Genomic DNA, 25,985 nt, shown 5'->3' with positions numbered 1-25,985 from the left:
GATCGGGAACGGCCGGACGGGGAATGCGGAAAATGACGGGGGCCGACGGCGCCGTGCCCGTGAGGGGCGCGCCCGGCTGCTTGGCGCGTCCGCGCCGGATCAGTCACCCGAGGTCTCCTACTCGCCAGTAGCTTTTTGCCACGGCGGGCCCCGGGGGATCAACGGGTGCGTACACCCGATCAGCGGAGGGTGCCCGAAGACACTCTCCGCTCGCGCGCTTCCTCCCATCCGGACTCTAACCGTCGGTCCTGGAGTTTCACCAGGTCAACCGGTCGATGGCTTCGACCGGGTCGCGGACTGTAACCGCCGGCTCGGAATTTCACCGACCCCGGAGCACGCTGCTCTGCTTCTCTCGTTCTCGCGGAGGGCATGCCGCGGACGGTTCACCCTCCTCTACCAGTGTGCCATGTCCGGAAAACCGGGCGGCACCCTCTTCCACCATGTGGAACAAGCGAGCGTTTGGTCGGGTCACGCCGCGCCTTCTACGCCCTCCGCGCGTCCGGGGGGCAGGCGGGCCGGAGGCGGCGCGTCGAGCGACCACAGGAGCGCGTCACCCGAGGGCGCGGGCCCTGCATGAGGAGTGCGCGGAAACCCGCGGCGAGCAGGATCCGCTCGCCCATCACCTTCCAGGTCACCGACTCCGGTCCGAAAAGGCCGTGATTCATGCCCCGCATCCCGGTAAGTGGAGGGTTACCCCCGCACGACGCCCAGGCACGCCATTGTCTCGGATCTGTGACACTGTACGAGCTTGTGACACAAGCAGGGTCAGACCCGGACAAATCCATCCCGGACGCGTCATGAACGTGTCACAAATCCGTGAATATCCACCTTCGGGAGCCCTATCTTCCCACGTCACCCCCTATCTACGTCAACGGAATTGCAGCCACAAACAGGTGGACGTTATACAACAAAAAAATGAGTAATGACCAGGCCATTGATTGTCATGGTCTGCTTTGCAATGGTTCCAGGGATCCCGCTCACCATGCTCGTTGGGAGCCTCCGCACGATGACCATCCCTGCACCAGCCACGACCACGACCGGGGAGGTACTGGCGGCGAAGACACCGGAAACGGTGGGCCGCTCACCCGGGCAGCTGATGTGGCTGCGCTTCCGACGCGACCGGACCGGCATCGTCTCGGCCGTGGTGGTGATTTTCTTCTTCCTGGTCGCGCTCCTCGCGCCGGTCATCGCCTGGCTGTACGGCAAGGACCCCTACGCCCTGTACGGCCAGGACATGCCGGGCCTGCTGAACGACTACGGCTACCCGGTCCTGCCCAACGGCGGCATCAGCTCGGAGTTCTGGTTCGGCATCGAGCCCGGCCTCGGCCGTGACGTGTTCACCCAGCTCGTCTACGGAATCAGGACCTCCCTGTCGATCGCGGTCACCGCGACGATCATCGCGACGGCGATCGGCATCGTGATGGGCATCGTCGCCGGGTACGCCGGGGGCAAGACCGACTACTTCATCGGCCGCCTCATCGACATCGTCCTGTCGTTCCCCTCGGTGCTCTTCATCATCGCGTTCATGCCGGTCGTGGAGAACCTGTTCGTCAGGCCGGACGAGGAGACGCCCATCTGGCTGCGAGCGGTCACCCTCGTGATCGCGCTGACGATCTTCCAGTGGGCCGGCCTCGCGCGGCTGCTGCGCGGCCAGGTGCTCTCCCTGCGCGAGCGGGAGTTCGTCGAGGCCGCGAAGGTGACCGGCGCCTCTCCCGCCAGGATCGTCTTCAAGGAACTGCTGCCGAACCTCTGGACCCCGATCCTCATCCAGTCGACGCTGCTGCTCCCCGCGCTGGTGACGGCCGAGGCGGCGCTGTCCTTCCTGGGCGTCGGCATGATCGAGCCCATCCCCGACTGGGGCCGCATGTTCCGTCGCGGCACCGAGATCTACCAGAACGACATCACCTACCTGATATTTCCCGGTGTCGCCCTCCTGATCTTCGTGATCGCGTTCAACCTCCTGGGCGACTCGGTTCGCGACGCCTTCGACCCCAAGCTCAAGCGCTAGATCGGAAATAGGAGAAAGATGAAAGTCCGTACACGGTCAGCGATGGCCGTACTCGCCATAGGCGCGCTCGCACTCACCAGTGCCTGCGCCCAGGGCAACCAGGGCGCTCCCGCGGCCCCCAGCGGCGCGGCATCCGGCGCGTCCGGCGCGGCGGCCCCCGCGGCGACCTACAAGCCGCCGACGATCACCGTCGGAACGGCCGACGACTCCAAGGGCCCGGCCATCGAGCCCGAGGGCGTCGTCAAGGGCGGCACCGTCACGATGATCGACCGTGACGACATCGGCCACCTCGACCCGGCCCAGGTCTACGTCAACACGATGTCGAACTTCGGCCTGCTCATCGGCCGCACCCTGACGGGCTACAAGCGCATCGGCCCGAGTGACTACAAGCTGGTCGGCGACCTGGCCACCGACTCGGGCACCGTCTCCGACGGCGGCAAGACCTGGACCTTCACCCTCAAGGACGGCGTGAAGTGGCAGGACGGCACCCCGATCACGTCCGAGGACGTCAAGTGGAGCATGGAACGGACGTTCGCCCCGTTCGTCACCCAGGGCCCGACCTACATCCAGCAGTGGCTGACCGAGGTCGACCACAAGAAGGCCTACCAGGGCCCGTACGACGGCAAGCGCCTTGAGAACATCGAGACGCCGGACGACAAGACGATCGTCTACAAGTTCAAGACGCCGCACGCCGACGCCAACTACGCCTTCGCCATGGGCGGCTACGGCATCGTGCCCAAGGAGAAGGACACCAAGGAGCAGTACGACAAGAAGCCTGTCTCCAGCGGCCCGTACATCATCAAGAGCCACGTCGTCGACAAGTCGATGGAGCTGGAGCGCAACCCGAACTGGGACGCGGCCACCGACCCGATCCGCGGCGCCTACCCCGACGCCTGGCGCCTGGAGTTCGGCCAGGAGAACCTGCAGATCAACGACCGCCTGATCGCGGACACCGGCCCCGACCAGACCGCGTTCACCCCCTACGCGACCACCCAGCCGGAGCGGCTGCAGCAGGTGCTCGGCGACGCCGACCTGGCCCCCCGCCTGATGAAGAGCCCCTCGCCGTACGGCAACTACTACTACTTCAACCTTGACCGGGTGAAGGACATCAAGATCCGCCAGGCCATCAACCACGCGTGGCCGTCCAAGCAGATCCAGCAGGTCTACGGCGGCCCGGCGGCGGCGGCGCTGCCCACCACGATCCTGAACGAGAACACCACGGTCGGCTACGAGTCCTACGACCTGTTCGGCAAGGAGGCCAAGCCCGAGGGTGACGTCGAGAAGGCCAAGCAGCTGCTCGCCGAGTCGACCAACCCGACGCCGACCATCGTCTACGCCTACAACCAGACGCCGCTCCAGGAGCAGATCACCGTCGTGATCAAGAACGCCCTGGAGAAGGCCGGCATCAAGGTCGTGGCCAAGCCCCTGGACCGCAAGACCTACTACGACTCCATCGGCAAGGTGAAGAACGAGTTCGACCTCTACTGGGCTGGCTGGGGCGCCGACTGGCCGTCCGGCACGACGGTCCTGCCCGTCATCTTCGGCCCGATCGCCGACGGTGCGCCGAACTACGCGCACCTGAAGGACCCGGCGCTCGCCAAGGAGATGGAGGAGATCACGGCGATGACCGACATCGACGCGCAGAACAAGGCGTGGATGGCTCTGGACAAGAAGATCCAGGAGACGATCACCCCGCTGGTCGTCGCCGAGAACCGGATCGCCAACACCCTGCACGGCTCCAAGGTCGGTGGCGCCGAGATCGACCCGCAGTCGTGGGTCGTCTCGCCCAACAGCATCTTCGTGAAGCCGTAACGGCCCACGAAACCGTAGGAGAACCGGCGGCCGTGGCCCGGCGGGGATGACGACATCCCCGCCGGGCCGCGGCCAGGGGCCTCCCGGCCCCACCGGTCCCAGCCACCTCGGGAAAACAGGCAATGCTTCCATTCATCACTCGCCGCATACTCGGCGCCGTGGTCACACTCGTGATCATCTCCGCGGTCACGTTCTTCCTCTTCTTCGCCGTGCCCGCCGACCCGGCGAGACTCGCCTGCGGCAAGGTCTGCCCGCCGGAGCTGCTGGAGCAGGCGCGGCACAACCTGGGACTGGATCAGCCCCTGTTCGCCCAGTTCGTGGCCTGGCTGGCCGGGATCTTCGTCGGCCGCGACTACGGGGGCCTGGGCGACTGCCCCGCCCCCTGCCTCGGCTTCTCCTTCGTCAACCGCGCGCCGGTGTGGGAGACGATCCTGGACCGGCTCCCGCTGACCATCTCGCTCACCATCGGGGCCGCGGTCGTCTTCCTCACCTTCGGTGTGGCGACCGGCATCATCGCGGCGCTCCGGCAGGGCAAGCCGCTGGACAAGATCGCCAGTGTGTCGTCCCTCATCGGCGCCTCCGTGCAGATCTACTTCATCGGCACCCTCGCGCTGTACTTCCTCGTCTACCAGAACCAGATCTTCTGGCGTCCCAAGTACGTGGAGTTCACCCAGGACCCCGTCGGCTGGGCCACCGGCCTGCTGCTGCCCTGGCTGGTGCTGGCGATCATCTTCACCGCCAACTACACCCGCATGACCCGTTCGACGATGGTGGAACAGCTCGGCGAGGACTACGTCCGCACCGCGCGGGCCAAGGGCATGTCCGGCCGCAGCGTCGTGATGCGTTTCGCGATGCGCGGCACACTGACGCCGATCATCACGATCTTCGGTGTGGACCTCGGCGCGCTGATCGGCGGCGCGATCATCACCGAGCAGACCTTCGGCCTCCAGGGGCTCGGCCAGCTGTCGGTCAAGGCGGTCACCAACTCCGACCTGCCCATGCTGATGGCGACGGTGCTCGTCGCGGCCGCCGCGATCGTCCTCTTCAACATCGTCGTCGACATCGCGTACGCCTTCATCGACCCCCGCGTGCGGCTGAGCTAGGAGCCTTGAAGAAAGTGTCAACTCCGTTCCTCTCGGTCCGTGACCTGACCGTTGACTTCCACACCGAGGACGGCGTCGTCCACGCGGTGGACGGGCTCTCCTTCGACGTGGAGAAGGGCACCACGCTGGGCATCGTCGGCGAGTCCGGGTCCGGCAAGTCGGTGACCAACCTGACCGTGCTCGGCCTGCACAACCCGGAGACCACCAAGATCGGCGGAGAGATCCGGCTGGACGGCGAGGAGCTGATCGGCGCCTCCCGGTCCACCATGGAGAAGCTGCGCGGCAACAAGGTCGCGATGATCTTCCAGGACCCGCTGACCTCGCTCTCCCCGTACCACACCATCGGCAAGCAGATCTCCGAGGTCTACCGCAAGCACACCGGCGCGAGCCGCGCCGAGGCCAGGAGCCGCGCGATCGAGATGCTGACGCGGGTCGGCATCCCCCAGCCGAAGACCAGGGTGGACGACTATCCCCACCAGTTCTCCGGCGGCATGCGCCAGCGCGCGATGATCGCGATGGCACTGGTGTGCGACCCGGACCTGCTGATCGCCGACGAGCCCACCACCGCCCTGGACGTGACCGTGCAGGCCCAGATCCTGGACCTGCTCAAGGAGCTCCAGGACCAGACGGGGGCCTCGATCATCCTGATCACCCACGACCTCGGCGTGGTCGCCAACACCGCGCACGACGTGCTGGTGATGTACGCCGGGCGGGCGGTCGAGCGCGGGACCGTCAGGGAGGTCCTCCACGAGCCCCGCCACCCCTACACCTGGGGCCTGCTGGCCTCCATGCCCCGCCTGAACGCCCCGGTGGACGTGCCGCTCCGGCCGGTCCGCGGCACCCCGCCGAGCCTGATCAACGTCCCGTCCGGCTGCCCCTTCCACCCCCGGTGCGACTTCATGGAGCTGGCCGGCCCCGGGCTGTGCCGTTCCGAGCGGCCCGAACTGTCCCCGCACCGCGGCCACGGCGACGCGTGCTACCTGACCCTCGCCCAGAAGAGGGAGATCCAGAAATGAGCGAGACAACCGGCGAACCCCGCGGCGAGGCGCTGCTGGAGCTGTCCGGGCTGAAGAAGCACTTCCCGGTGATGGGCGGTGTCGTCTTCAAACACCAGGTCGGCAAGGTCCACGCGGTGGACGGCATCGACCTGACGGTGCACGCCGGTGAGACGCTCGGCCTGGTCGGCGAGTCCGGCTGCGGCAAGTCCACCGCCGGGCGGCTGGCGTCCCGGCTGCTGGAGCCCACGGCGGGCAGCATCAGGTACGCCGGACGGGAGATCGGCCACGCCAAGCGCAGGGAGCTGAAGCCGATCCGGGCCGAGATCCAGATGATCTTCCAGGACCCGTACTCGTCGCTGAACCCCCGGCACACGGTCGGCACCATCGTCGGCGGCCCGATGGAGATCAACGGCATCAACCCGCCGGGCGGCAGGGACAACCGGGTCCGGGAGCTCCTGGAGATCGTCGGGCTCAACCCCGAGCACTTCAACCGCTTCCCGCACGAGTTCTCCGGCGGTCAGCGGCAGCGCATCGGGGTGGCCCGCGCGCTCTCCCTCAACCCCAAGCTGATCATCGCGGACGAGCCGGTCTCCGCCCTCGACGTCTCCATCCAGGCTCAGGTCGTCAACCTGCTCCAGCAGCTCCAGCGGGACATGGGCATCGCGTTCCTGTTCATCGCGCACGACCTGGCGATCGTGCGGCACTTCTCCCAGCGGGTCGCGGTCATGTATCTCGGCAAGATCGTCGAGGTCGCCGACCGCGCCTCCCTGTACGAGCGCCCCCGTCACCCCTACACCCACGCGCTGCTGTCGGCGGTGCCGGAGGTGCTGGAGGACGAGGAGCCGCGCGAGCGCATCCGCCTGGCCGGGGACGTGCCCTCCCCGATCAACCCGCCGTCCGGCTGCCGCTTCCGCACCCGCTGCTGGAAGGCTCAGGACAAGTGCGCGACCGAGGAGCCCCCGCTGGTCAGGCTGGAGGGCAACGAGGAGGGTCACCTGACCGCCTGTCACTTCCCCGAGCAGCCGACCGTGCACGGCCGGGACGTGGTGCTGGACCCGGCGCTGCAGTCCTGAGGACCCCGTAGCGGCATCCCCGCCGGTGCCGGGCGCCCGCGGACCGGCCTCCCCGGCCTCCTTCACCGGACGGCTCCCGTCCGCCGCGTCCCCCCGCGGCTCCCCGGGAACATCGGAGGGCGGGACCCCAATATCGGGGTCCCGCCCTCCGACGGTAAAGGCCTCTGACGCTGTCTGACGCCAAGGGGAGCGCCGTTGGGAGGAGCCCGGCCCCGCTCGAACGGCCGGCCCCCTCCGGCGGGCCGGGGCGGGGCTCAGTGGCCGCCGAGGCGGCGGCCCGGCGGCTCGGCGGACGTGGCCAGGGCGCGCAGGCCGTCGACCGCGCGGGCCGGGTCCTCCGCCCCGTAGACGGCGTTGCCCGCCACGAAGACGTCGGCGCCCGCCTCCGCGCAGCGCTCGATCGTCGTGTCGGAGACGCCGCCGTCCACCTGGAGCCATATCTGCCCGCCGTGCCGGTCGACGAGCTCGCGAGCCCTGCGGATCTTGGGCAGCACGATGTCGAGGAACTTCTGCCCGCCGAAACCGGGGTCGACGGTCATCAGCAGCAGCATGTCGAGCTCGCCGAGCAGGTCCTCGTACGGCTCGACGGGGGTGGCCGGGTTCAGTGCCAGGCCCGCGCGGGCGCCCGCCTGGCGGATCTGGCGCAGCGTGCGCACCGGGGCCTTGGCCGCCTCCACGTGGATGGTCACGCTCCCGACACCGGCCTCGGCGTAGGCGGGGGCCCAGCGGTCCGGATCTTCGATCATGAGGTGGCAGTCGAGCGGCGTCGAGGTCGCCTTGAGCAGGGACTCGACGACCGGCAGCCCGAGGGTCAGGTTGGGCACGAAGTGGTTGTCCATGACGTCCACGTGCAGCCAGTCGGCGTTGGGCACCGCCGCGGCCGCCTCGGCGAGGCGGGCGAAGTCGGCGGACAGGATGCTGGGCGAGATCTGTACGGCCATGATTGGCCGATTCTAGCGGCGGGGGCCCGCTGCCCGTCCTCCCCCTCGGAGCGGGGCCGGGCCGAGGGGCCGAACCCCCACGGGACGCCCGGTCCGTAGTGGCCGACCACGTCCCGCCCGCCGCAGTTCCAGCGTCCCGGCCCCGTACCGCCGAGCCGTCACCGATCGCCGGAATCCGCGTTTCCGAGGAGGACGGGATCCTCAGCGCGAGGGTTTCCCGCACCGGCCGGGTGCTCTGGAAAAGCACCCGGGAAGGTGAGCCGCTGGACGCGTTCGACGTGCTGATGGAAAAGTCCGGGAAACCGATGGACCCGGAGGAGGATCGCTGGGAGGAAAAATCGAGCACCGCCTCCACCGGCCGCCACCTCGTGATCGACGCCCTGACCGGCTTGCGGACCTGGAGCGTCCTCTCGGGCTACGTCGGAGACGGCCCGGCCCGGCCGTTCTTCCACCTCGTGGGCGCGGCGGCGGGGAGGATCCTCGTCGAGGGGCTCACCCTCCTCGACCCCGCCGACGGGCGCACGCTCGCGACGCTCTCGGCGCCGCTGACCGAGGAGGACGCCGCGGCCGCCCTCGCCTCCCCGCCCGGCTGGGGCGGGCGGGGAGGAGTGCCCGCGACCGCCTGGCCGCTCAAGTGGCTCGGGCTCACCGTGACCGGGGACTCGCGACGATCATCGCGGGTGCCGTGGTGACCGGCTGGGCGTAGGCGCAGGCCTCGGCGACTTCTACACCGACCAGGGAGAGGGTAACGAACTGCTCGGCTTTTCATCAGCGTTCGTCAGCCCTTGTTGTGCTTCTTCCGTCTAGTGGGATGAACAGCACGCCAGGCATCGAGTTGATCAGCGGGCCGCAGCGGGCGGGGCCGACCTTGATGGGCCGCCAGGGACCCTTCAGAGCGTTTGGGCGGGTTGTCGGGGGTGCGCCAGGTGATGCCAAGGCGGGCGCATGCCTTTTCGCTGGTCAGGTAGTCATCGATCATGATGTCCACGGTAAGTTCATATTCGGCGACGTACCGTGACAGGGGAGGGGTAGTGCGGGTTCATCAGGCCTACCACTACGCCCTCGACCCCACCCCCGAGCAGGCGCGTCTGCCGGCCTCGCATTGCGGGGCGGCGCGGTTCGCGTTCAACTGGGGCCTGGCCCGCGTCAAGGCGGCGATGGACCAGCGTGCGGCTGAGCGGTCCTACGGCATCGCGGATGGGGCGTTGACCGAGGTGCCGTGGTCGTTGTATGACCTGCGACGCGCCTGGAACGCATCCAAGGACGTCGTCGCCCCGTGGTGGGCGGAGAACTCCAAGGAGGCCTACAACACCGGCCTGGACGGCCTCGCGCGGGCGTTGAAGAACTGGGCGGCTTCCCGTAAAGGCGTGCGGGCAGGCAAGACGGTCGGGTTCCCCCGATTCAAGGCCAAGCACCGCGCTGCCTTGTCGTGCCGGTTCACCACCGGCACCATCCGGGTGGAGGTCGATCGCCGTCACGTGACGCTGCCCCGGCTGGGAACCATCCGCACCCACGAGTCCACCCGCAAACTCGCCCGCCACCTGGAGCGCCGGACGGGACGCGTCCTGTCGGCCACCGTTCGCGCCGAGGGAGGCCGGTGGTTCGTGGCGTTCACCTGCGAGATCGACCGTGCCGAACGCGTCCCGGCCAGGCCGGACGCCGTCGTCGGGGTCGATCTGGGGGTGAAGGATCTCGCGGTGCTGTCCACCGGCGAGGTCATCGCCAGCCCCAGGCACCACCGCTCGGCGCTGAAACGGCTGCGCAGGCTGAACAAACAGCTCGCCCGCCGCGTCGGCCCCCGCACCCCGGACGGCGCCAGACGGCAGGCCTCAGCCCGCTGGGCCAAAACCAAGGCGGCGCTCGGCAGGGCACACGCACGGGTCGCCAACCAGCGGCGTGATGGCCTGCACAAGCTCACCACTCGGTTGGCGGTCACCTATGGCATGGTGGTGGTCGAGGACCTGAACGTCTCCGGGATGCTCGCCAATCGCGGCCTCGCCCGCGCGGTCGCCGATACCGGGATGGCCGAGGTGCGGCGGCAACTCACTTACAAGACCGGGTGGAGCGGCGGCGGGCTGGTGGTCGCCGACCGTTGGTTTCCTTCCAGTAAGACGTGTTCGGGATGCGGCGCGGTGAAGGCCAAACTCGCCCTGTCCGACCGTGAATACACCTGTAGCGAGTGTGGCCTGGTCCTGGATCGGGATCTGAATGCCGCGCTGAATCTGGCCGCGCTCGCGGCCGGCGTCGCCCAGAGTTGCGGGGAGACGGTAAACGCCCGTGGAGGAGCGGTAAGCCCTGTCGTTCGCGCCAGGCTCGCCCCGGTGAAACGGGAACTCCCGGAAGGGAGAACGCCGCCACGGCAACGCGGCGGCTCGCTAACCCTCACAGAGAAACATTGAGAACCAGCGAACGGTACGCCTCCTACGAGCTGCGCACGTTCGGCGTCGACGGCACCCCGCTGTCCACCGTGCCCCGGCTGGGCAGGCCGGACGGGGAGATCCTCGACCCGTACTCCCCCACCGGGCGGCGGCTGGCCGGGTGGTGCCCGGACCGTCCCAAGGATCTCTGCGTGCACGACGCCGCCACCGGGACCCCGCTCGTCCGGATCGAGACGAGCCTGCGGTATCTGATCCGCTGGTACGACGAGGAGCATCTGCTGGTGTGGCGCCGCCACGGCGAGGGCCACGCGGCGAGCGTGATGGATCTCCACGGCCGGATCCTGACCGACCTGGCCAGGGACGGCTCCGGCGGCCGGGACGGGACGAGGCTCCTCTACACGCCCCGGCCGCGCTGACGGCCCGGAGGCATCAGGGGGAGACGGGCGGGGCGGGCGGCGGCTCGTCCCGGTCGCCGGTCCCGCCGGGGGGCGGGGAGGCGTCGTCCGGCCTGGTCACCTCGGCCCTGAAGATGCGCAGGGAGCGGCCCACCGACCTGGCGGCGCCGGGCAGCCTCGCGGAACCGAACAGCAGGACGAACACCGCCACGATGATGAGCAGCTCGGACAGTCCCAGATCGGCCATGGGACGACCTCCTTCCGATGGAACGTCCCCACCCCGGGAGCCGAAGCCGGCCGGGCGGGGGTTCAAGAGCGCGGGTCAGATGTTGACCCGGACGCGATACCTCTCCAGCCAGGCGTTGAACTGGAGAAGCCCCTCCAGCGACGCCCGGCTTCCCGTGGGGCCGCCGTCCGCCTCCGGCCGGTCGAGCACGACCCGTACCTTGTCCGGGTCGATCAGCGGCGCGGCGGCGATCTCCCCGCCGTCGAGCAGCCGGACCACCTCGGCGCGGACGGCCTCCTCGTAGGAGGGGTCCTGCGTCGACGGGTAGGGGCTCTTGCGGCGCCCGAGGACCGAGGGCGGCAGGAGGTCCGCGGCGGCGGCGCGCAGCAGGCTCTTCTCCCGCCCGTCGAAGGTCTTCAACGCCCAGGGGGCGTTGAAGACGTACTCCACCAGCCGGTGGTCGCAGAACGGCACCCGGACCTCCAGCCCGTGGGCCATGCTCATCCGGTCCTTGCGGTCCAGCAGGATCTGCACGAACCGGGTGAGGTGCAGGTAGGAGATCTCCCGCATGCGCCGTTCCAGGCCCTCCTCGCCCGGCAGCCGGGGCACCTCGTCGAGTGCCTGCCGGTAGCTGTCCGCGCGGTAGCCGGGGATGTCCAGCTTGCGCGCCAGGTCCTCGTCGAGGAGCGCCCCCACCCCGGCGAACCGTCCGAACCCGGGAGCCACCAGCCACGGGAAGGTGTCCGCGGAGACCGCCTCGGGATCGAAGAACCACCGGTAGCCGCCGAAGACCTCGTCGGCGGACTCGCCGGACAGCGCCACCGTGGAGTGGCTCCGGATGGCGCGGAACAGCAGGTAGAGAGAGGTGTCCATGTCCCCGATGCCGATCGGCAGGTCACGCGCCCTCAGCACCCCGGCGCGCTCCGCCGGCTCGATGAGCTCGGCGGAGTTCAGGACGATGTCGCTGTGGTCGGCGCCGATGTGCCGCACGACGTCGTGCACGTACGGCGTGTCGGGGGTGTCGCGCATCTCGTCGGGCGTGAAGTTCTCGCTGTACCCGGTGAAGTCGACGGAGAACGACCGGACCTTCCCGGCCCCGAGCCCCTCCAGCCCGCGGGCGGCCAGCGCCGTGATGGTGCTGGAGTCGAGGCCGCCGGAGAGCAGGGTGCACAGCGGCACGTCGGAGATGAGCTGGCGGGTGACGATGTCGTCCAGCAGCTCGCGCACGGTCCCGACGGTGGTGGTGAGGTCGTCGGTGTGCTCGTGGGACTCCAGGCTCCAGTAGGGGCGGCGGCACAGGTATTCACGGGTCACCCGGACGGTGTAGCCGGGGCGCACCTCGTACATGCCCTGGTAGACGGCCCTTTCCGGGGTCTTGACGAAGGCGATCAGCTCGCGCAGACCGTCCGCGTCGACCGTGGGCGTCCCGACCAGGGGGTTGGCGAGGATCGCCTTGGGCTCGGAGCCGAACAGCACTCCGCCGGGGAACGGCTGGTAGTACAGCGGCTTGATGCCCATCCGGTCCCGGACGAGCAGCAGCTCCTCACGGCGGGTGTCCCAGATCGCGAAGGCGAACATGCCGTTCAGCCGTTCGGCGAAGCCCTCGCCCCATTCGAGGTAGGCCCGCAGCAGGACCTCGGTGTCGCTCTGGGTTCGGAAGCGGTGGCCGCGGGCGGTCAGTTCCGCGCGCAACTCGATGAAGTTGTAGATCTCGCCGCTGTAGGTGAGGACGGCGAGCGGTTCCCCGTCCTCGTCCGCGATCATCGGCTGGCGTCCGCCCTCGATGTCGATGATGGCGAGGCGCCGGTGACCTATCGCGGCGTGCGGGGCGAGCCACAGCCCCTCGTCGTCGGGCCCGCGGCAGGCCATGGTGTCGGTCATGGCCTGCGCGACGGCCTGTTCCTGCCGGAGATCGCGCTCGAAGTCCACCCATCCGCAGATTCCGCACATTTCGACAACTCCGCATCCTGTTCGGAGGCAGTTACATTCAATCGAACAGCGTGCGGTGCCCATATATGCCCAGGCAACCCCCTCTGACCTGCGGAGATGACCCCGGTTGTCCCCCTCGGAGGGGAGGGAGGCGCTCGTTCAGCGGCGGCGCAGCAGGGCCAGGAACATGGCGTCGGTGCCGTGCCGGTGCGGCCAGAACCGCGCGTACGGCCCCTCGCCCAGCCCCTCGACCTCGGGCAGGTGCTCACGGGCGTCCAGCGCCTCGACGTCGTCGCGGCGGCGCAGCACGTCGCCGACCACGGCGACGGTCTCGGCCAGGTGCGGCGAGCAGGTCACGTACGCGACGACGCCACCGGGACGGACCGCGTCGATCGCCGAGTCGAGCAGGGCGCGCTGGATCCTGCCCAGCTCGGGAAGGCTTCGGGGATCGCGGCGCCAGCGGGCCTCTGGGCGGCGGCGCAGCGCGCCCAGGCCGGTGCAGGGGGCGTCGAGCATGACCCGGTCGAAGACCCCGGGCCGCCAGGCGGGCGCGGTGCCGTCCGCAGTGATCACCGCGGCCTGCCGGGTCGTCTTCCACACCAGCCGCGCCCGGTGGTACTGCAGCTCGGCGGCGAGCAGGCGTGCCCCGCCGGGGAAGGCCACCGGGCCCGTGCCCGGCCCGGAGGCCGCGCCCGTGGCCGTACCGGTGACCGGGGCCGTACCGATGTCCTGGGCCGCGCCCGTGGACGAGGCCGTGCTGGTGGCCTGGGCCGTATCGGTGGCCGAAGCCGTGCCGATGGACGAGGCCGCACCGGCGGCCGGGGCCATATCGGTGACCCGGGCCGTGCCGGTGGCCGGTCCGGGCGTCGCGGCCAGGAGGGGCCCTTCGGCGCCGGGTCCGCCCAGGCCCGCCTCGTCGCCGCGGGTCGCTATGGCGTCGAGCAGGCCCGCCTTGCCGCCGGGCCCCGCGCACAGGTCGAGCCAGCGGGAGTCGGAGCCCTCCACCGGGACCCGCGTCAGGGCCAGCGCGACGAGCTGGCTGGCCTCGTCCTGGACGGCCGCGCGCGACTCGGCCACGGCGAGGACCGCACCGGGGTCGCCCTCGGGCAGGTAGGCCGCGTACGGGGAGTATCTGGCGGGTTCCGCGCCCGAGTCGAGGAGCTCCTTGACCGACGAGCGGCCGGGGCGGGCGACCAGGGTCACCTTGGGACGCTCGTTGTCGGCCGCGAGCAGGGCGGCCGTCTCGTCGAAGTCACCGCCCACCGCGTCGCGCAGGGCGTCGACGATCCACCTCGGGTGGCTGTGGGCCACCGCCAGGTGACCCACCGGGTCGTCGGCCGGGTCGGGCGCCACGATCGGGATCCACTGCTCCAGGGAGCGGGTGGAGACCTTGCGCAGCACGGCGTTGGCGTACTTCGACGCGCCGATGCCCACCCGCAGCCGCACCAGGTCGACCGTGGTGCCGACGGCGGCGTGCGGGGGGACCCGCGTCTTGAGCAGCTGGTGCACGCCCAGGCGGACGGCGTCCAGCAGCGGCGGGTCGACGTCCTCCGGCGCCCGGTCGCTGCAGGCCGCGATGATCTCGTCGTAGGTGCCGAGGCCGCGCAGGGTGCCGTAGGCCAGCTCGGTGGCCAGGCCCGCGTCGCGCCCGGAGAGGCGGCGCTCGCGCAGCAGCGCGGGCATCAGCAGGTTGGCGTAGGCGTCCCGCTCGTCGACCGCGCGCATCAGGTCGTACGCGGCGTTGCGCGCCTCGTCGCGGACCGGCTTGGGCGGGCGTCCGCCCTTGCCCCTGCCTCCGGCACCGCGTGAGCGGCCCGCCGGGCCGTGATCCCCGCCGCGCGGGACGTTACGGCCGTTACCACTGCTCATGATCTTCAGGCCAGCCGATCCTCGTCGGTGGGCCGCACTCCGCGGGCCCACTCCCCCGCGCCCATCAGACGCTTGCCCTGCGGCTGCACCTCGCCCAGCTCGACCGGGTAGGTGGCGGTGCCGACCAGGACGGAGTTCTTGGACGCCGCGATCTGGCCGGGGGCCAGGCCGGAGGCGTCGGGAACCGGTCGCACGGGCCCCAGCTTGATCCGCTGGCCGCGGAACCCGGTCCACGCGCCCGGGGCCGGGGCACAGGCACGGACCAGGCGGTCGACCCGCATGGCGGGCGCGGACCAGTCGACCCTGGCGTCGTCGACGCTGATCTTCGGGGCGAGGCTCACCCCCTCCGCGGGCTGCGGCACGGCCTCCAGCTTGCCGTCCTCGATCCCGTCGAGGGTGGCCGCCAGCAGCCCCGCACCGGACTCGGCGAGCCGGGCGAGCAGCTCCCCGCTGGTGTCGGCGGGGCGGATCTCCTCGGTGACCACGCCGTAGACCGGGCCGGCGTCCAGCTCCTTGACGATCCGGAAGGTGGCCGCACCGGTGATCGCGTCACCGTGGAGCACGGCGTGCTGCACCGGCGCCGCGCCGCGCCAGGCCGGCAGCAGCGAGAAGTGCAGGTTGACCCAGCCGTACCGGGGAATGTCCAGGGCGGCCTGCGGCAGGAGCGCGCCGTAGGCGACCACCGGGCAGCAGTCGGGGGCGAGCTCGGCGAGCCGGTCGAGAAACTCCGGGTCACCCGCCTTGGGCGGCCTGAGCACCTCGATGCCCGCCTCCTCGGCGAGCTCGGCGACGGGGCTCGGATGGACCTTGCGGCCCCGGCCCGACTGGGCGTCCGGGCGCGTGACGACGGCGACGACGTCGTGGCGAGGCGAGTCGATCAGGGCCCGCAGCGAGGGCAGGGCGGTGTCCGGGGTTCCGGCGAAGACCAGGCGCAAGGTTCCTACAGAGCCTTCCCTTGGGTGGCGTGCGGGGAGAACTTGAACGCGGGGGCCGACAGTCCGTTCCAGTCGGCCTCGCGGATCGCCTTCATGGCGAGTTTGCGCTGCTTGACGTCCATCCGGTCGATGAACAGCACGCCGTCGAGGTGGTCGGTCTCGTGCTGGAAGCAGCGGGCCATCAGGTCGGTGCCCTCAAGGGTCACCGGCTCGCCGTGCATGCTGAAACCGGTCGCCACGGCCCGTATCGACCTGGGCGTGGGGAAGGACAGGCCGGGGAACGACAGGCAGCCCTCCTCCCCCTCCTCGTCCTTGTCCTCCGACAGGTCGAGGTTGGGGTTGATCAGGTGCCCGAGCTGGTCGTCCACGTAGTAGGTGAAGACCCGCAGGCCGACCCCGATCTGCGGCGCCGCCAGCCCGGCCCCCGGCGCGTCCATCATCGTGTCGGTGAGGTCTTTGACGAGCTTGCGCAGCTCTTTGTCGAAGTCCTTGACCGGCTCGGCGGGAGTGCGCAGCACCGGGTCGCCGAAAAGGCGGATCGGCTGAATGGCCAACAGGGATCTCCTCACGCTTCAGGGGATTGCCCCAGTCTAAGGGCGACGGCCGCCTCCCCCGGGCCTTCTCCGGGACCGGGCGCGGGGACCGGACGGGCGGGCCGCTGCCGGGAGCGGGCGGACAGGCCATCGCCGGGAGCGGACAGGCCGTTACCGGGAGGGGCGAACGGGTCGTTACCGGGGGCCGACGTGCCGTTACCGGGAACGGGCGGACTTGGCCACCGATGGAACCCGGGCCGCCGCCCGGACCGGGGGGAGAGCCGGGGTCAGCGGGAGCGGGCCTTCATGGCGGCCTTGCGGGCGGACTTGGCCACCGCCGCGTCACCGTGGCGGGAGCCCAGCAGGTCCAGGACGGTGAAGGTGTCGGGGTGGTCCGCCAGGGCCATCTCCTCGATCACGCGGACGAGGTCCTCGCCGGGTTCGAGCGCGTCGAACTCGCAGATCGCCTCGGAGGCGTCGCCGCGCTCGAGCAGCGAGGCGAGCGAGTCGACCGCGAGCCAGGTGTTGTCGGCGGGCGTGAGGGCGGGCGCGGGCAGGTCGCGGATGTGCAGCCAGGAGGCGGCGTAGCGCCACATGGCGGGCTCGGAGAGCGCCTCCCTCAGCGGGGCCTCGGCCTCGGGGCCGAGCTCCTCCAGGATCGTGCCCGCGGCGCCACGGCGGCCGGCCGTGCCCGAGGCGGCGACCTTGACCAGCTCGCGGGCGGCGGCCTCGGGGTGGCGGGACTCCAGCCACACGGTGACGGCGCTGGGCGCGGCGGAACCCTTCATGATCGCCTCGACCAGCTCGGCCGCGCCCAGGTCGGTGAAGACGGCGACCTCGGCGCCCGTCGGCGCGTCGTGGCCCTCCCGCATCAGGTCCTGGCGGACGGCCCACATGCCGAGCGGGGTCAGCCTCGGCCGGTCCGCCCGCGAGGTCTCGACCAGCCCGCAGTAGCCCAGAAGCGACAGGGCCGACTCCAGCTGGGCGGGAAGCGCGCCGGCCAGCACCCGCATCTCCGCCTGGCGAGCCCCGCAGGCCACCTGGTGCGACTGCAGGATGCCCTTCGCCAGGGTCGCGGTGGACAGCCCCTCGCGCACGGCGTACAGCGTGGCGAGCATCTCGGCGAGGTGGTCGTCGATCACGGGGGAACCGGTCAGGTCGTCGTCGGCGCGGTCGAGGACGTCCATCACCACGCCGTCCCAGAATCCCAGCAGCGCCCGGGGCGGCAGGTCGGGGGAGAGCACGAGCGGGCCGGGCGTCACGCTGCCCCGGGAGATGCGGAGCATGCCGGTGTTGACCGCGACCACCCAGAGCAGGTGCAGCCGCGCCGGACCCGGCAGGCCGAGCTCGGCGCAGGGCGCGAACGGGTCGGGCAGCAGGCCCTCGGGGGTCACCTGGCGGGCGCCGGTCCAGGCGGCCAGGCGCTGGGCGTCGATCACCAGCGGCACGTACGGCACCCGCGCGGCCAGCTCCGCGTCGTCGGCGAGGTCGACGGGTGGGAAGCTCAGCGCGTCGCCACGCGGGGGGCAGCCGCGGCCCGTTGCGGTGACGGACTCCTCCAGAACGGCCGCCCGCAGCTCGCGGGGCGCCGTTCCCAGCTCGTCGACCAGCCTGCGCAGTTCGCCGATGTCGAAGACGTTCCCACTGTTCCCGCTCTTTGCCACCCGTGAAACTTACTGCACTCGCGCCTCACGCATACACGGCTCAGCCGATGGCGCGGGAACGTGCCTTGAAGGCCGCCTTGCGGGCCGCCTTGGCCGCTCCGTGATCTCTGAGGGAGCGTCCGAGCAGCTCAAGGACGTCGACGACCTCCGGATGGTCGACCCGCCACATCTCCTCGATCACGTGTGGCGGGGGGCCCGAGGCGGACATGTTCTCGGCGAACGTCTCCGGATCCTCCTCGGCGGCGGGCATGGCGAGGGCGAGCATGTCCACGCTCATCCAGAGCACCTCCTCCTGGGTGAGCGCGGGGGCCTCCAGGCCCCGCGAGCTCAGCCAGTGGATGGCGTGCGGGCGCAGCTCGGGCTCCTCCAGGAAGGCGCGCACCGCCTCCTCGGCATCGGGGCCGAGGCGGTCGACGATCGTCACCGCGACGCCCCTGGCGACCGAGGGCGCGCCGGAGACGGAGCCGAGCAGCTCGGTGACCGCCTGCTCCGGTGTCCTGTTCTCCAGCCAGCCCCCGATGTCGGCCTCGGCCATCTCGGCGGGCATTCCGGAGAGCAGGCCCTCGATGAGCTCGGGCGCGTCGGCGGTGGTCAGGTCGGCCGCCTCGGGCGCCTCGATGCCCAGGTCGGTGTAGAGCTCGTGCAGCCCCCACAGGGCCAGCGGGCTGAGCTCGAGCAGTTCGTCGTCCGGCTCGGCCATCCCGCAGTAGGCGAGCCGCCTGACGGCCTCGGGGACGTCGATCTCGCCGTCCTCGACCAGGCCGATCTCCTCCAGGTACTCCCTGACGAGGGAGATCGGCACGGGCGCCTGGAGACGGTAGAGCATGTCGCACAGGCCGTAGAGCTCCTCGTCGAGGGAGACGTCGCCCGTCACGGCGCCGCCGGTCTCCTTCTCGACGACGAACTCGACCGTCGCGGCCCAGATGTCGAGCGGGTCGAAGTCCTCGCCGTCGAAGATGGCGGTGCCCTCGACCGTCACCAGGCCGGTGTGGACCGCGAGCTCCCACAGCAGGCCGGGGTCGGCCACCGAGAGCTGGGCGGTCGCCTCGGCGGCGTCGCGGACCCTGAGCCGGCCCTTGAGGGTCGGGGTGCGGCCCCCGGCGAGCATCCACTGGACCAGCCTGCGCGCGTCGGTCACCAGCGGCACCCGCAGGGCGCTCTGGGCGAGCGTCTCGCGGGGCGCCAGGCGCACGGGCGGGAGGGGCGAGCAGCCGGGACAGTCGCAGTGCTCGACGGCGGGTTCCTCCTGCACCGCCGAGACGGAGAGAAACCCGCTCTCGGTGCTCTCGGTGGCCCGCTCCAGCGAGTCGGCGCCCATCGCGCTGAAGAGACTCTTGGCCATGCCGAACCGGGAGGTGTCGGCGAGGGCGATGGGCATCTCGGGTTCGATCCGGTCGAGGACGCCCCTCATCCGGACGGCCATCTTGCCGCCGATCTCCTCGGTGGCGAGCAGGAAGTCGACCAGGGTACGGGCGGCGGCGACGGTCTCGGGGGCACTCTCCGGGGGGGCGATGACCTTACGCGGATAGATGTTGAGCAGCAGCTCCTCGAAGGCGACGGGGGTGAAGTCACCCAGCTCGTTCACGTCCAGATAGTCACTCGCGTAGTCGCAGAGCAGCCGCACCTCGTCCACGTCAACGTCCAGGCCGTGCGCACGCCCCCACGCGCGCAGGTCGTCTACGGCCCGATTCACCCATTCGATCGACACAGGGGAAAATTAACGGCTTACTGCCAGCACCGCGAATCGGGGAAACAACTCAAATCACATCTAGGGGGTCAATGCATACCTTGACCACCTCCGGAGCCTTGCGCGCGGAGCGTACTCCGGCGGCCCCTTTCAGCGCCGTGGCCAGTGCCGATCCGGACCCCCTCGCGATCCGGACCATGGCGCGTTCCCGCACTTGGTCCCCCTTGGGAGAGGCCACGGGGACGGGGCCGAGCACCTGTGCCTCGGGGGGCAGGATCATCTCGCCGATCATTTCCCTGACCGCGGCCGGAGATCCGGTGAGCGTCGCCATTTTCACCGCGGGGGGGAAACCGAGTTCTGTCCTGTCGGCCAGTTCTCTCTCGGCATGGTTCACCGGATCCCAGCGCAGCAGAGCCTGCACGGCGGCCAGTGAGGAGTCGGCCAGCACGACCAGCTCGGCCGAGGTCCGCAGCAGGGCCGCCGCGTTCATCCACCGGCGCAGCGTCTCCTCGGCGGCGCGCAGGTCGGGCCGGCCGAGCAGTGCCCAGCCGTCCAGCAGCACCGCCGCCGCGTACCCGCCCTCGGGCACCGGCTCGGCCCCCGGGGTGGCCACCACCAGGGCGCGGCCCGCGCCGACCGTGGCGAGCACCCCGTCCCTGCCCGACGTCCTGACCGGCACAGAGGGGAAGGCCCGCCCCAGCTCCTCGGCCGTACGGCGGGCACCGACCACCAGGGCACGCACCCGGACGCCCCCGCAGGACGGGCAGCGCCAGTCACCCGCGATCCGGCCGCACCAGCGGCAGTACGGGGCCACGTGGCCGCCGCGCAGCGCGAACGGGCCGCCGCAGTGCCCGCAGCGGGCCGGTGCCCGGCAGCTCTGGCACGCCAGCGCGGGCAGGTAGCCCCGCCGGGGGACCTGCACCAGCACGGGGCCGCTCTCCAGCCCGGCGCGCAGGGTCCGCCAGGCGAGGCTGGGCAGCCGGGCGGCCCTGGCCGCCTCGTCCCTGGCCAGCTCCGAGTCCTCCCCCGCCGGGCGGACCCTCGGCGCCCTGGCCCTGACCGTCTCGCGGGTCGCGACGATCGGCCCGGCCCAGCCCGCCGCGATGAGCTGGGTGGCCTCCGCCGTACGGGCGTATCCCCCGATGAGCAGGCCCGCCCGCGCCCGGTGGGCGCGCAGGGCGAGAACCTCCCTGGCGTGGGGATAGGGGGCGAGCCGCTCGGAGTGCAGGTCGTCGCCGTCGTCCCAGATGACCGCGAGCCCGAGATCCCTGACCGGGGCGAACGCCGCGCCCCTGGTCCCGGCCGCGACCGGCACCTGCCCCCTGGCCACCCGCAGCCACCGCCGGTAGCGCTCGGCGGGCCCCAGGTCGGCCGTGAGCGCCACGTGCGCGCCGGGCTCCAGGACGGCGCTCAGGGCCGCGTCGAGCAGGGCCACGTCCTTGCCGTCGGGAAGCACCACGAGGGCCCCCCTGCCCCCACGCAGGGTCTCCCGGACGGCAACCGCGACCGCCTCCGGCCACCCCGGCCCGTTCTCCCCGGTTCCGGGCAGGGCGGTCCACACCGCGCGGGGGGAGCCCCCCCGCGCCAGGGCCGCCAGGAACGCCTCCCCCTCCGGGTAGTCCGCCCACGGCCCGGGTCCCGTTCCCACTCCCCGCGCCGGGTCCTGGGGGGCCGGGGCGGGGGTCTCGGCCTCGACCCTGGCGTGGCGGGGCGGGACGGCCAGGCGCAGGACGTCGGCCATGGTCCCGGCGTAGTGGTCGGCCACCGCGCGGGCCAGCGCGGCGATCTCCGGGGTGAGCACGGGCTCGGCGGAGACGATCCTCTCCAGGCGGGTCAGTTTGCCCTCGTGCTCGGTGGTCTCCACCCGTTCCAGAAGGAAGCCGTCGACAAGCTTGCCCGCGAACCGGACGCGGACCCGGGTCCCCGGCACGGCGGCGGCGTCCAGGGGGGCGGGGACGAGATAGTCGAACAGCCGGTCGAGGTGCGGCAGCGGCGTGTCGACGACGACCCGCGCGACCGGCAGCTCGGCGGCCGGCTCCGGCACCCCCCTGACCGGCTCGGCCACCCCCGCCGGCCTGGCCGTCCCCGCGGCCCTGACGACCCTGGCCGGCCTGGCGGCCTTGCCGGTGCCGCCCCGCGCCCTCGCGGGACCGCCGGGCGCGGGCCGCTCACGGACGGCGTCGAGCGGCAGCAGGGCGTCGTCGTCCGGCGAGGGGCTGGCGTGGGTCACCCACCTGTCCTACCAGACCCTGGCCCCCGCCCAGACGACGGCGGGGGAGGCGGGCCGGTCCCGGGCCGGCCTCGGGCCGGGACCGGGCCGGGAGGACGGGAGACGTGCCCGACGGGACCGCCGCCGGAGCCGGTCGGACGGAGGCTCGACCCGCCGCCCGGCCGCGACCCGCCGGAGCGGTCGCCCGGCGATCGCTTGGCGGTCGCTTGGCGGTCGCTCCGGCGGGTCGTTTGACGGTCGCTTGACGGTTGCTCCGGCGGGTCGCTTGGCGGCCACCCGGCGGTCGCTTGACGGTCGCTCCGGCGGTCGCTCCGGCGGTCGCCTGGCATGGGAGCGTCAGATGGAGCGGCGGTGGGTCCAGCGTCCGCCGAGCAGGGTGCCGAGGATCGGCATGTGGCGCAGGCCGTCCCCGTCCAGCCCGGCCGGGTCGTACTCGGTGATCACCAGGTCGGCGGGGTCACCGGGACGCACTCCCGCGCGTCCCCTGGCGGCCGCCGCGAGCGCCACCGGCAGCGGGATCGCCTGCTCCGGGTGCCACGGCGGCCGATCGTCGTCTGTCCTGGCCACCGCCGAGGCGATCCCGTCCCAGGGGTCGAGCGGCGCCACCGGGGCGTCGGAGCCCAGCTCGATGACGGCTCCGGCCGCCAGCAGGTCGGCGTAGGCGAAGGCCCTGCCGGTCCGCCCGGACCAGTGCAGGTCGGCCACGTCGCGGTCGTCGGGCGCGTGGGCGGGTTGCACGCCCGCGACCAGGCCTGGCCTGGCGAACCTCCCGAAGTCCTCCGGGCGGACCAGTTGCGCGTGCTCGATCCTCCCCGGGCAGCCGGTCCGCTCGAAGGCGTCCAGCGCGATGCCCACCGCCAGGTCGCCGATCGCGTGCACCGCCGGGTCGATCCCGTGCCGGGCTGCCAGGGCCATCACGCCGTACAGCTCCTCCGGCGCCGTCTCCAGCAGCCCACGCGCGTCGCCGCCGGGGTACGGGTCCGCGCAGTAGGCGGTCCTGGTGTTCAGTGACCCGTCCACGAACGTCTTGACCGGCCCGACCTCCAGCAGGCCCCCCGTACCCGCGACGGGCTCGCCGGTACGCAGCCCGCGGCCGATCGCCTCCTCCAGCCGGTTCACCGGGATCGAGCAGCCGACCCGGACGTCGATCCGCTCCGACCGGACCCGCCGGGTCCAGTCGGTGACGTTGTCGGCGAACTCGAAGTCCAGTACGCCGACGACTCCCCTGGCCGCGGCGGCTGTGGTGGCCTCAGCGACCCAGCGGTCCAGTTCGTCCCCGGGCGGCGGGGGCATCTCCGCCATCGCGTCGTAGCAGTCGCGCTCGCGCAGCACCCCCGTCGGGTGCCCGCCCCTGCCGATCGCCGCCAGCGCGGCCGGGCTGAACCAGGCGGTGTGCAGATCATTGCTGACCAGGACGATCGGCCGGTCGGGCGCCGCCGCCTGGAGCAGCGACTTGTGCGGCGCGTCCGGCCACAGGGCGTCGCGGAAGCCGTAGCCGATCGTGAACCCGGACGCCCCGGACGCCCCGGCGCCGGAGGGCGGGGCGACGAGGCCGACCGCCTCCCGCGCCGACCGCGCCGAGGTCAGGTCGATCCTGCGCCGGGCCTGCGCCCACTGCGCGGAGTGCACGTGCGCGTCCCACAGGCCCGGCAGGAGGGTGCCGCCCCCGACGTCGACGGACTCGTCGCAGGGGGGCGGCTCTGCGGCCACCTCCGCGACCCGGCCGCCGACGATCAGGACGTGGCGGAGCGGGCCGCCGGGACCCAGCCGCGCGTTGCGCAGCAGCAGGCGAGAAGACGGTGAGGACATAAGGCAGAGATTAGGCGGACTTAGGAGGACTTAGGCGGACGGCCGACGCGCGCTCCCCCGGGGACCGGCGTTCCTCCCGGCCGTCGTTCCTCCCGAATATCGTTCTCCCCCCATTGGCACGCACCGCATTGGCATACACAGCATTGGCACGCACCGCGCCGCCCGTGCAAGAGAGTTGTCACGCACCGCGCCGCCGCCCGTGCGAGAGACCGGAACCGGTGCTCCGCTCTCCCGCACCGCATTCCGCGCGCTCCCGGGCGACCGAACTGCTGTCCGGCCGCGATCCGGGTGCTTAAGGTGAACGTGGACCGCCTTCGGCAGGAGACTTTCGATATGGGGCCGACGCCGCCTGCGTCATCGGAAAACGGGTCATCTCCGGGTGAATACTCGGGAATCAATCCGGAGTTGATGGAACGATTCATCGCGTCGCTGGAGCAGGCGCGGAAAGTGGTGGGCGAGGAGATCTCGGCAATCCTCAGGGCGCTTTCCTCCGTGGACGCCGACCGGTCCGCGGCGCTGCGGATCCGAGAGATCGAAGGCTGGCTGGACCAGGAGATCCCGCGGCTACGCAGGCGCAACCAGCTGATCCAGGAGCCCGACCTCCTGAACGACTGGGCTGCGGGGCCGGGTCCGCCGGGACTCACGCCGGGGCCCGGGGGCGGAGGACTCACGGCCTTCGACGAGAGGGCCCTCACGACGCGCGCCCTCGCCACCGACGAGGGCGAGAGGCTCGCCGAGACCCTCACTGCCCTGGGACACCCGGCCCCCTACTCCCTCGGAGACGACCACGACCGGATCTTCGACCGGCTCGCCGACCGGCGGAAGGACGCCGACTTCACCGCGGGGTTCTTCGCCACCCTCGGCCCGCAGGGCGCGGCGGCGGCGCTTCGGAAGCTGAATCACTACGGTGGCGAGTCCGCCAAGGAGCACTGGAAGACCATGGGGGAGGCTCTCGCCACGGCGGTGGCCCGGCGACCGAAAACGCTCGGCCCGGCCTGGGAGCCGGAGAGCCTCGGGAAGATGCAGGCATCCGGCCTGGGCCTGGTGCTCGGCCACGGCAGGTTCCCCTCCGGGTGGCTTACCGAGGTGATCCGTCCCCGCGTCCGGAAGTCCCCCGGCGACGAGGTCCTCGCCCGCTGGACCGCCGACCTGAACCACTTCCTGTCCGCCCTGGCCAACAATCCCGAAACGGCGAGGGCCCTGTTCAACGACCTGTCGCGCGAAGATCTCCGGGATCTGTTCTCCGAGCTCAACCGGGAGGTCGCGCTCTACACCAACGAGCACGACGCGATCGCCTTCGACCCCGAGGCGGAGTTCGGCCGGATGCTCGCCGCCGGGGCCGGTGTCTTCGAGAAACGCTCCCCCGGCCCCGAAGCGGTGCGATTCGCCTTCAACGTCATGACGACCATGGGCGACCTCCGGACCAGAGCGGACTTCCGCGATCCGGAGGGACAGCCGATGGAGGTGGCGAAGGGCGCGAGAATCTTCATGTCGATGCTCGCGGGCGCCTACGCCGCCGAGATGATCGAGGGTGCCAATGCCGGAGACGCCAACCGAACGCAGGACAGCGCGTTCGAGAAAACCACCACGCTCACCGCCGGCCTGCATCCGAAGTTCCGCCTCAGCCCCGGTGACACCTACCGTTTCATCAAGATCTTCGCCGATTCGGCGGAGCGGATGAAGCCGTTCGACGCGGGAATGGGCAGGTTCTCCAGGCACCTGATGGACGAGGCGGGCGCCAAGGACCGCGGGGCAGGCATCAAGCACCTCGGAAACACCTTCGCGAGCCTGGGCTACGTTTCCGGCATGCAGTTCGCCGCGGCGAACGAGGTCCAGGGGAAAATGGATGAGTACGACCAGAAGATGAGGGATCGACTCTTCTTCCTCCTGGGCTTGGGAGTCGACATCGTGGGGTTCGGCATCGGGGAGCTGGGGGCCGCAGCACTGGACGCGTCGGGTAAGAGTCTGGCTCTGGACGCGGCCGACGAGCTGGTCTGGTTGATGATCAGCAAGTCCATGAGCGAGACCATCGACTCGCACAAGGACATCGATGGAACCCGCCTGGACGAACTCAAGGAGAACAACCGCCTGGCCACCCTTGGGCGTGAATACTGGATCTTTCACGAGTTGAAGCGCTACGGGTTCTCCTACCCGGTGCCCCCGAACGATCCGGCCTTCGGCCAGCCTCCCATCACCGGGAAAGACGGCAACCTGCTCCCCTTCAACGAGTTGGCCAAGGATCCGAAGGCGCTGAAGAACCTCGCCGACTGGCTGATCCGCAACGGCTCGGGCAGCGGAGACGACAGCACCGTCGGAGAGGCGGCCACCCGGCTCAACAACGCTTTCGGGGGAGCCAAGGACAACACGCAAACAAACCCCAGCCCCTTGGGGTAGT

The 25,985-nt window shown here is 71.2% G+C and carries 20 protein-coding genes and 1 riboswitch; of the genes, 9 read left to right on the top strand and 11 right to left on the bottom strand.

Annotation, left to right across the window (positions count from 1 at the left end; all coding sequences use genetic code 11):
* Positions 1 to 210: 210 nt before the first annotated feature.
* A riboswitch (FMN riboswitch) is annotated at positions 211 to 341 on the bottom strand.
* A 665-nt stretch (positions 342 to 1,006) separates the two neighbouring features.
* The 5 genes from OG587_RS21605 to OG587_RS21585 all read left to right on the top strand — a co-directional run bounded on the left by OG587_RS21605 (position 1,007) and on the right by OG587_RS21585 (position 6,994).
* Entirely contained in the window at positions 1,007 to 2,008 is a 1,002-nt protein-coding gene (locus tag OG587_RS21605) for an ABC transporter permease (protein WP_329093038.1), read from the top strand.
* 18 nt (positions 2,009 to 2,026) lie between these two features.
* Positions 2,027 to 3,820, top strand: coding sequence for an ABC transporter substrate-binding protein (locus OG587_RS21600; protein WP_329093036.1), 1,794 nt, complete (start codon positions 2,027 to 2,029; stop codon positions 3,818 to 3,820).
* Positions 3,821 to 3,942: 122 nt separating this feature from the next.
* A complete protein-coding gene (locus OG587_RS21595) occupies positions 3,943 to 4,923 on the top strand; it encodes an ABC transporter permease (RefSeq protein WP_329093035.1) in 981 nt (326 codons plus the stop codon).
* A 14-nt stretch (positions 4,924 to 4,937) separates the two neighbouring features.
* The gene (locus OG587_RS21590; RefSeq protein ID WP_329093034.1) at positions 4,938 to 5,939 is read left to right on the top strand and encodes an ABC transporter ATP-binding protein; all 1,002 of its coding nucleotides are present in this window, start codon (positions 4,938 to 4,940) and stop codon (positions 5,937 to 5,939) included.
* Positions 5,936 to 6,994, top strand: coding sequence for an ABC transporter ATP-binding protein (locus OG587_RS21585; RefSeq protein WP_329093032.1), 1,059 nt, complete (start codon positions 5,936 to 5,938; stop codon positions 6,992 to 6,994). The genes OG587_RS21590 and OG587_RS21585 overlap by 4 nt, the downstream gene beginning before the upstream one ends.
* Before the next feature lie 254 nt (positions 6,995 to 7,248).
* On the opposite strand, the gene rpe is transcribed toward OG587_RS21585, so the two are convergent.
* Positions 7,249 to 7,935 carry a ribulose-phosphate 3-epimerase gene (gene rpe / locus OG587_RS21580; RefSeq protein ID WP_329093030.1) on the bottom strand — a complete coding sequence of 229 codons (687 nt, stop codon included), beginning with the start codon at positions 7,933 to 7,935 and terminating at the stop codon, positions 7,249 to 7,251.
* Between the two features lie 98 nt (positions 7,936 to 8,033).
* Here rpe and OG587_RS21575 point away from each other — a divergent pair, with 98 nt between their 5' ends.
* Positions 8,034 to 8,627, top strand: a complete 594-nt coding sequence (locus tag OG587_RS21575) for a hypothetical protein (RefSeq protein ID WP_329093029.1) — start codon at positions 8,034 to 8,036, stop codon at positions 8,625 to 8,627.
* 86 nt (positions 8,628 to 8,713) lie between these two features.
* Here OG587_RS21575 and OG587_RS21570 read toward each other — a convergent pair whose 3' ends face one another.
* Entirely contained in the window at positions 8,714 to 8,914 is a 201-nt protein-coding gene (locus tag OG587_RS21570) for a hypothetical protein (RefSeq protein WP_329093027.1), read from the bottom strand.
* A gap of 52 nt (positions 8,915 to 8,966) precedes the next feature.
* Between OG587_RS21570 and tnpB the strand changes: the two genes are divergently transcribed.
* Complete coding sequence (tnpB, locus tag OG587_RS21565; RefSeq protein ID WP_329093025.1) at positions 8,967 to 10,334, top strand: IS607 family element RNA-guided endonuclease TnpB; 1,368 nt, start codon at positions 8,967 to 8,969, stop codon at positions 10,332 to 10,334.
* Positions 10,331 to 10,729 (top strand): hypothetical protein, encoded by a 399-nt coding sequence (locus OG587_RS21560; RefSeq protein ID WP_329093023.1) that lies wholly within the window; start codon positions 10,331 to 10,333, stop codon positions 10,727 to 10,729. Before tnpB ends, OG587_RS21560 begins: the two co-directional genes overlap by 4 nt.
* A 13-nt stretch (positions 10,730 to 10,742) precedes the next feature.
* On the opposite strand, the gene OG587_RS21555 is transcribed toward OG587_RS21560, so the two are convergent.
* The 9 genes from OG587_RS21555 to OG587_RS21515 form a co-directional block, all read right to left on the bottom strand.
* The gene (locus OG587_RS21555) at positions 10,743 to 10,955 is read right to left on the bottom strand and encodes a twin-arginine translocase TatA/TatE family subunit (protein ID WP_329093021.1); all 213 of its coding nucleotides are present in this window, start codon (positions 10,953 to 10,955) and stop codon (positions 10,743 to 10,745) included.
* A gap of 75 nt (positions 10,956 to 11,030) precedes the next feature.
* Positions 11,031 to 12,884 (bottom strand): asparagine synthase (glutamine-hydrolyzing), encoded by a 1,854-nt coding sequence (gene asnB / locus OG587_RS21550; protein WP_329093019.1) that lies wholly within the window; start codon positions 12,882 to 12,884, stop codon positions 11,031 to 11,033.
* 138 nt (positions 12,885 to 13,022) lie between these two features.
* Positions 13,023 to 14,732, bottom strand: coding sequence for an RsmB/NOP family class I SAM-dependent RNA methyltransferase (locus tag OG587_RS21545; protein ID WP_329093017.1), 1,710 nt, complete (start codon positions 14,730 to 14,732; stop codon positions 13,023 to 13,025).
* 5 nt (positions 14,733 to 14,737) lie between these two features.
* A complete protein-coding gene (gene fmt, locus OG587_RS21540) occupies positions 14,738 to 15,667 on the bottom strand; it encodes a methionyl-tRNA formyltransferase (RefSeq protein ID WP_329093015.1) in 930 nt (309 codons plus the stop codon).
* A 5-nt stretch (positions 15,668 to 15,672) separates the two neighbouring features.
* Complete coding sequence (gene def / locus OG587_RS21535; protein ID WP_329093014.1) at positions 15,673 to 16,221, bottom strand: peptide deformylase; 549 nt, start codon at positions 16,219 to 16,221, stop codon at positions 15,673 to 15,675.
* A 266-nt stretch (positions 16,222 to 16,487) separates the two neighbouring features.
* Positions 16,488 to 17,864 carry a hypothetical protein gene (locus OG587_RS21530; protein WP_329093012.1) on the bottom strand — a complete coding sequence of 459 codons (1,377 nt, stop codon included), beginning with the start codon at positions 17,862 to 17,864 and terminating at the stop codon, positions 16,488 to 16,490.
* A 40-nt stretch (positions 17,865 to 17,904) separates the two neighbouring features.
* Positions 17,905 to 19,572, bottom strand: coding sequence for a hypothetical protein (locus tag OG587_RS21525; RefSeq protein ID WP_329093010.1), 1,668 nt, complete (start codon positions 19,570 to 19,572; stop codon positions 17,905 to 17,907).
* 49 nt (positions 19,573 to 19,621) lie between these two features.
* Entirely contained in the window at positions 19,622 to 21,781 is a 2,160-nt protein-coding gene (locus tag OG587_RS21520; protein ID WP_329093008.1) for a primosomal protein N', read from the bottom strand.
* A gap of 336 nt (positions 21,782 to 22,117) precedes the next feature.
* Positions 22,118 to 23,590 (bottom strand): amidohydrolase, encoded by a 1,473-nt coding sequence (locus OG587_RS21515; RefSeq protein WP_329093005.1) that lies wholly within the window; start codon positions 23,588 to 23,590, stop codon positions 22,118 to 22,120.
* A gap of 408 nt (positions 23,591 to 23,998) precedes the next feature.
* Here OG587_RS21515 and OG587_RS21510 point away from each other — a divergent pair, with 408 nt between their 5' ends.
* On the top strand, positions 23,999 to 25,984 hold the full coding sequence (locus tag OG587_RS21510) for a hypothetical protein (RefSeq protein WP_329093004.1): 1,986 nt from the start codon (positions 23,999 to 24,001) through the stop codon (positions 25,982 to 25,984).
* The last annotated feature ends 1 nt before the right edge of the window (position 25,985 follow it).

It is taken from the genome of Streptosporangium sp. NBC_01469 (assembly GCF_036227305.1).
GTDB lineage: Bacteria > Actinomycetota > Actinomycetes > Streptosporangiales > Streptosporangiaceae > Streptosporangium.
Note: the sequence above shows the minus strand (reverse complement) of the source record. Positions and strands in the feature narration are given on the sequence as shown.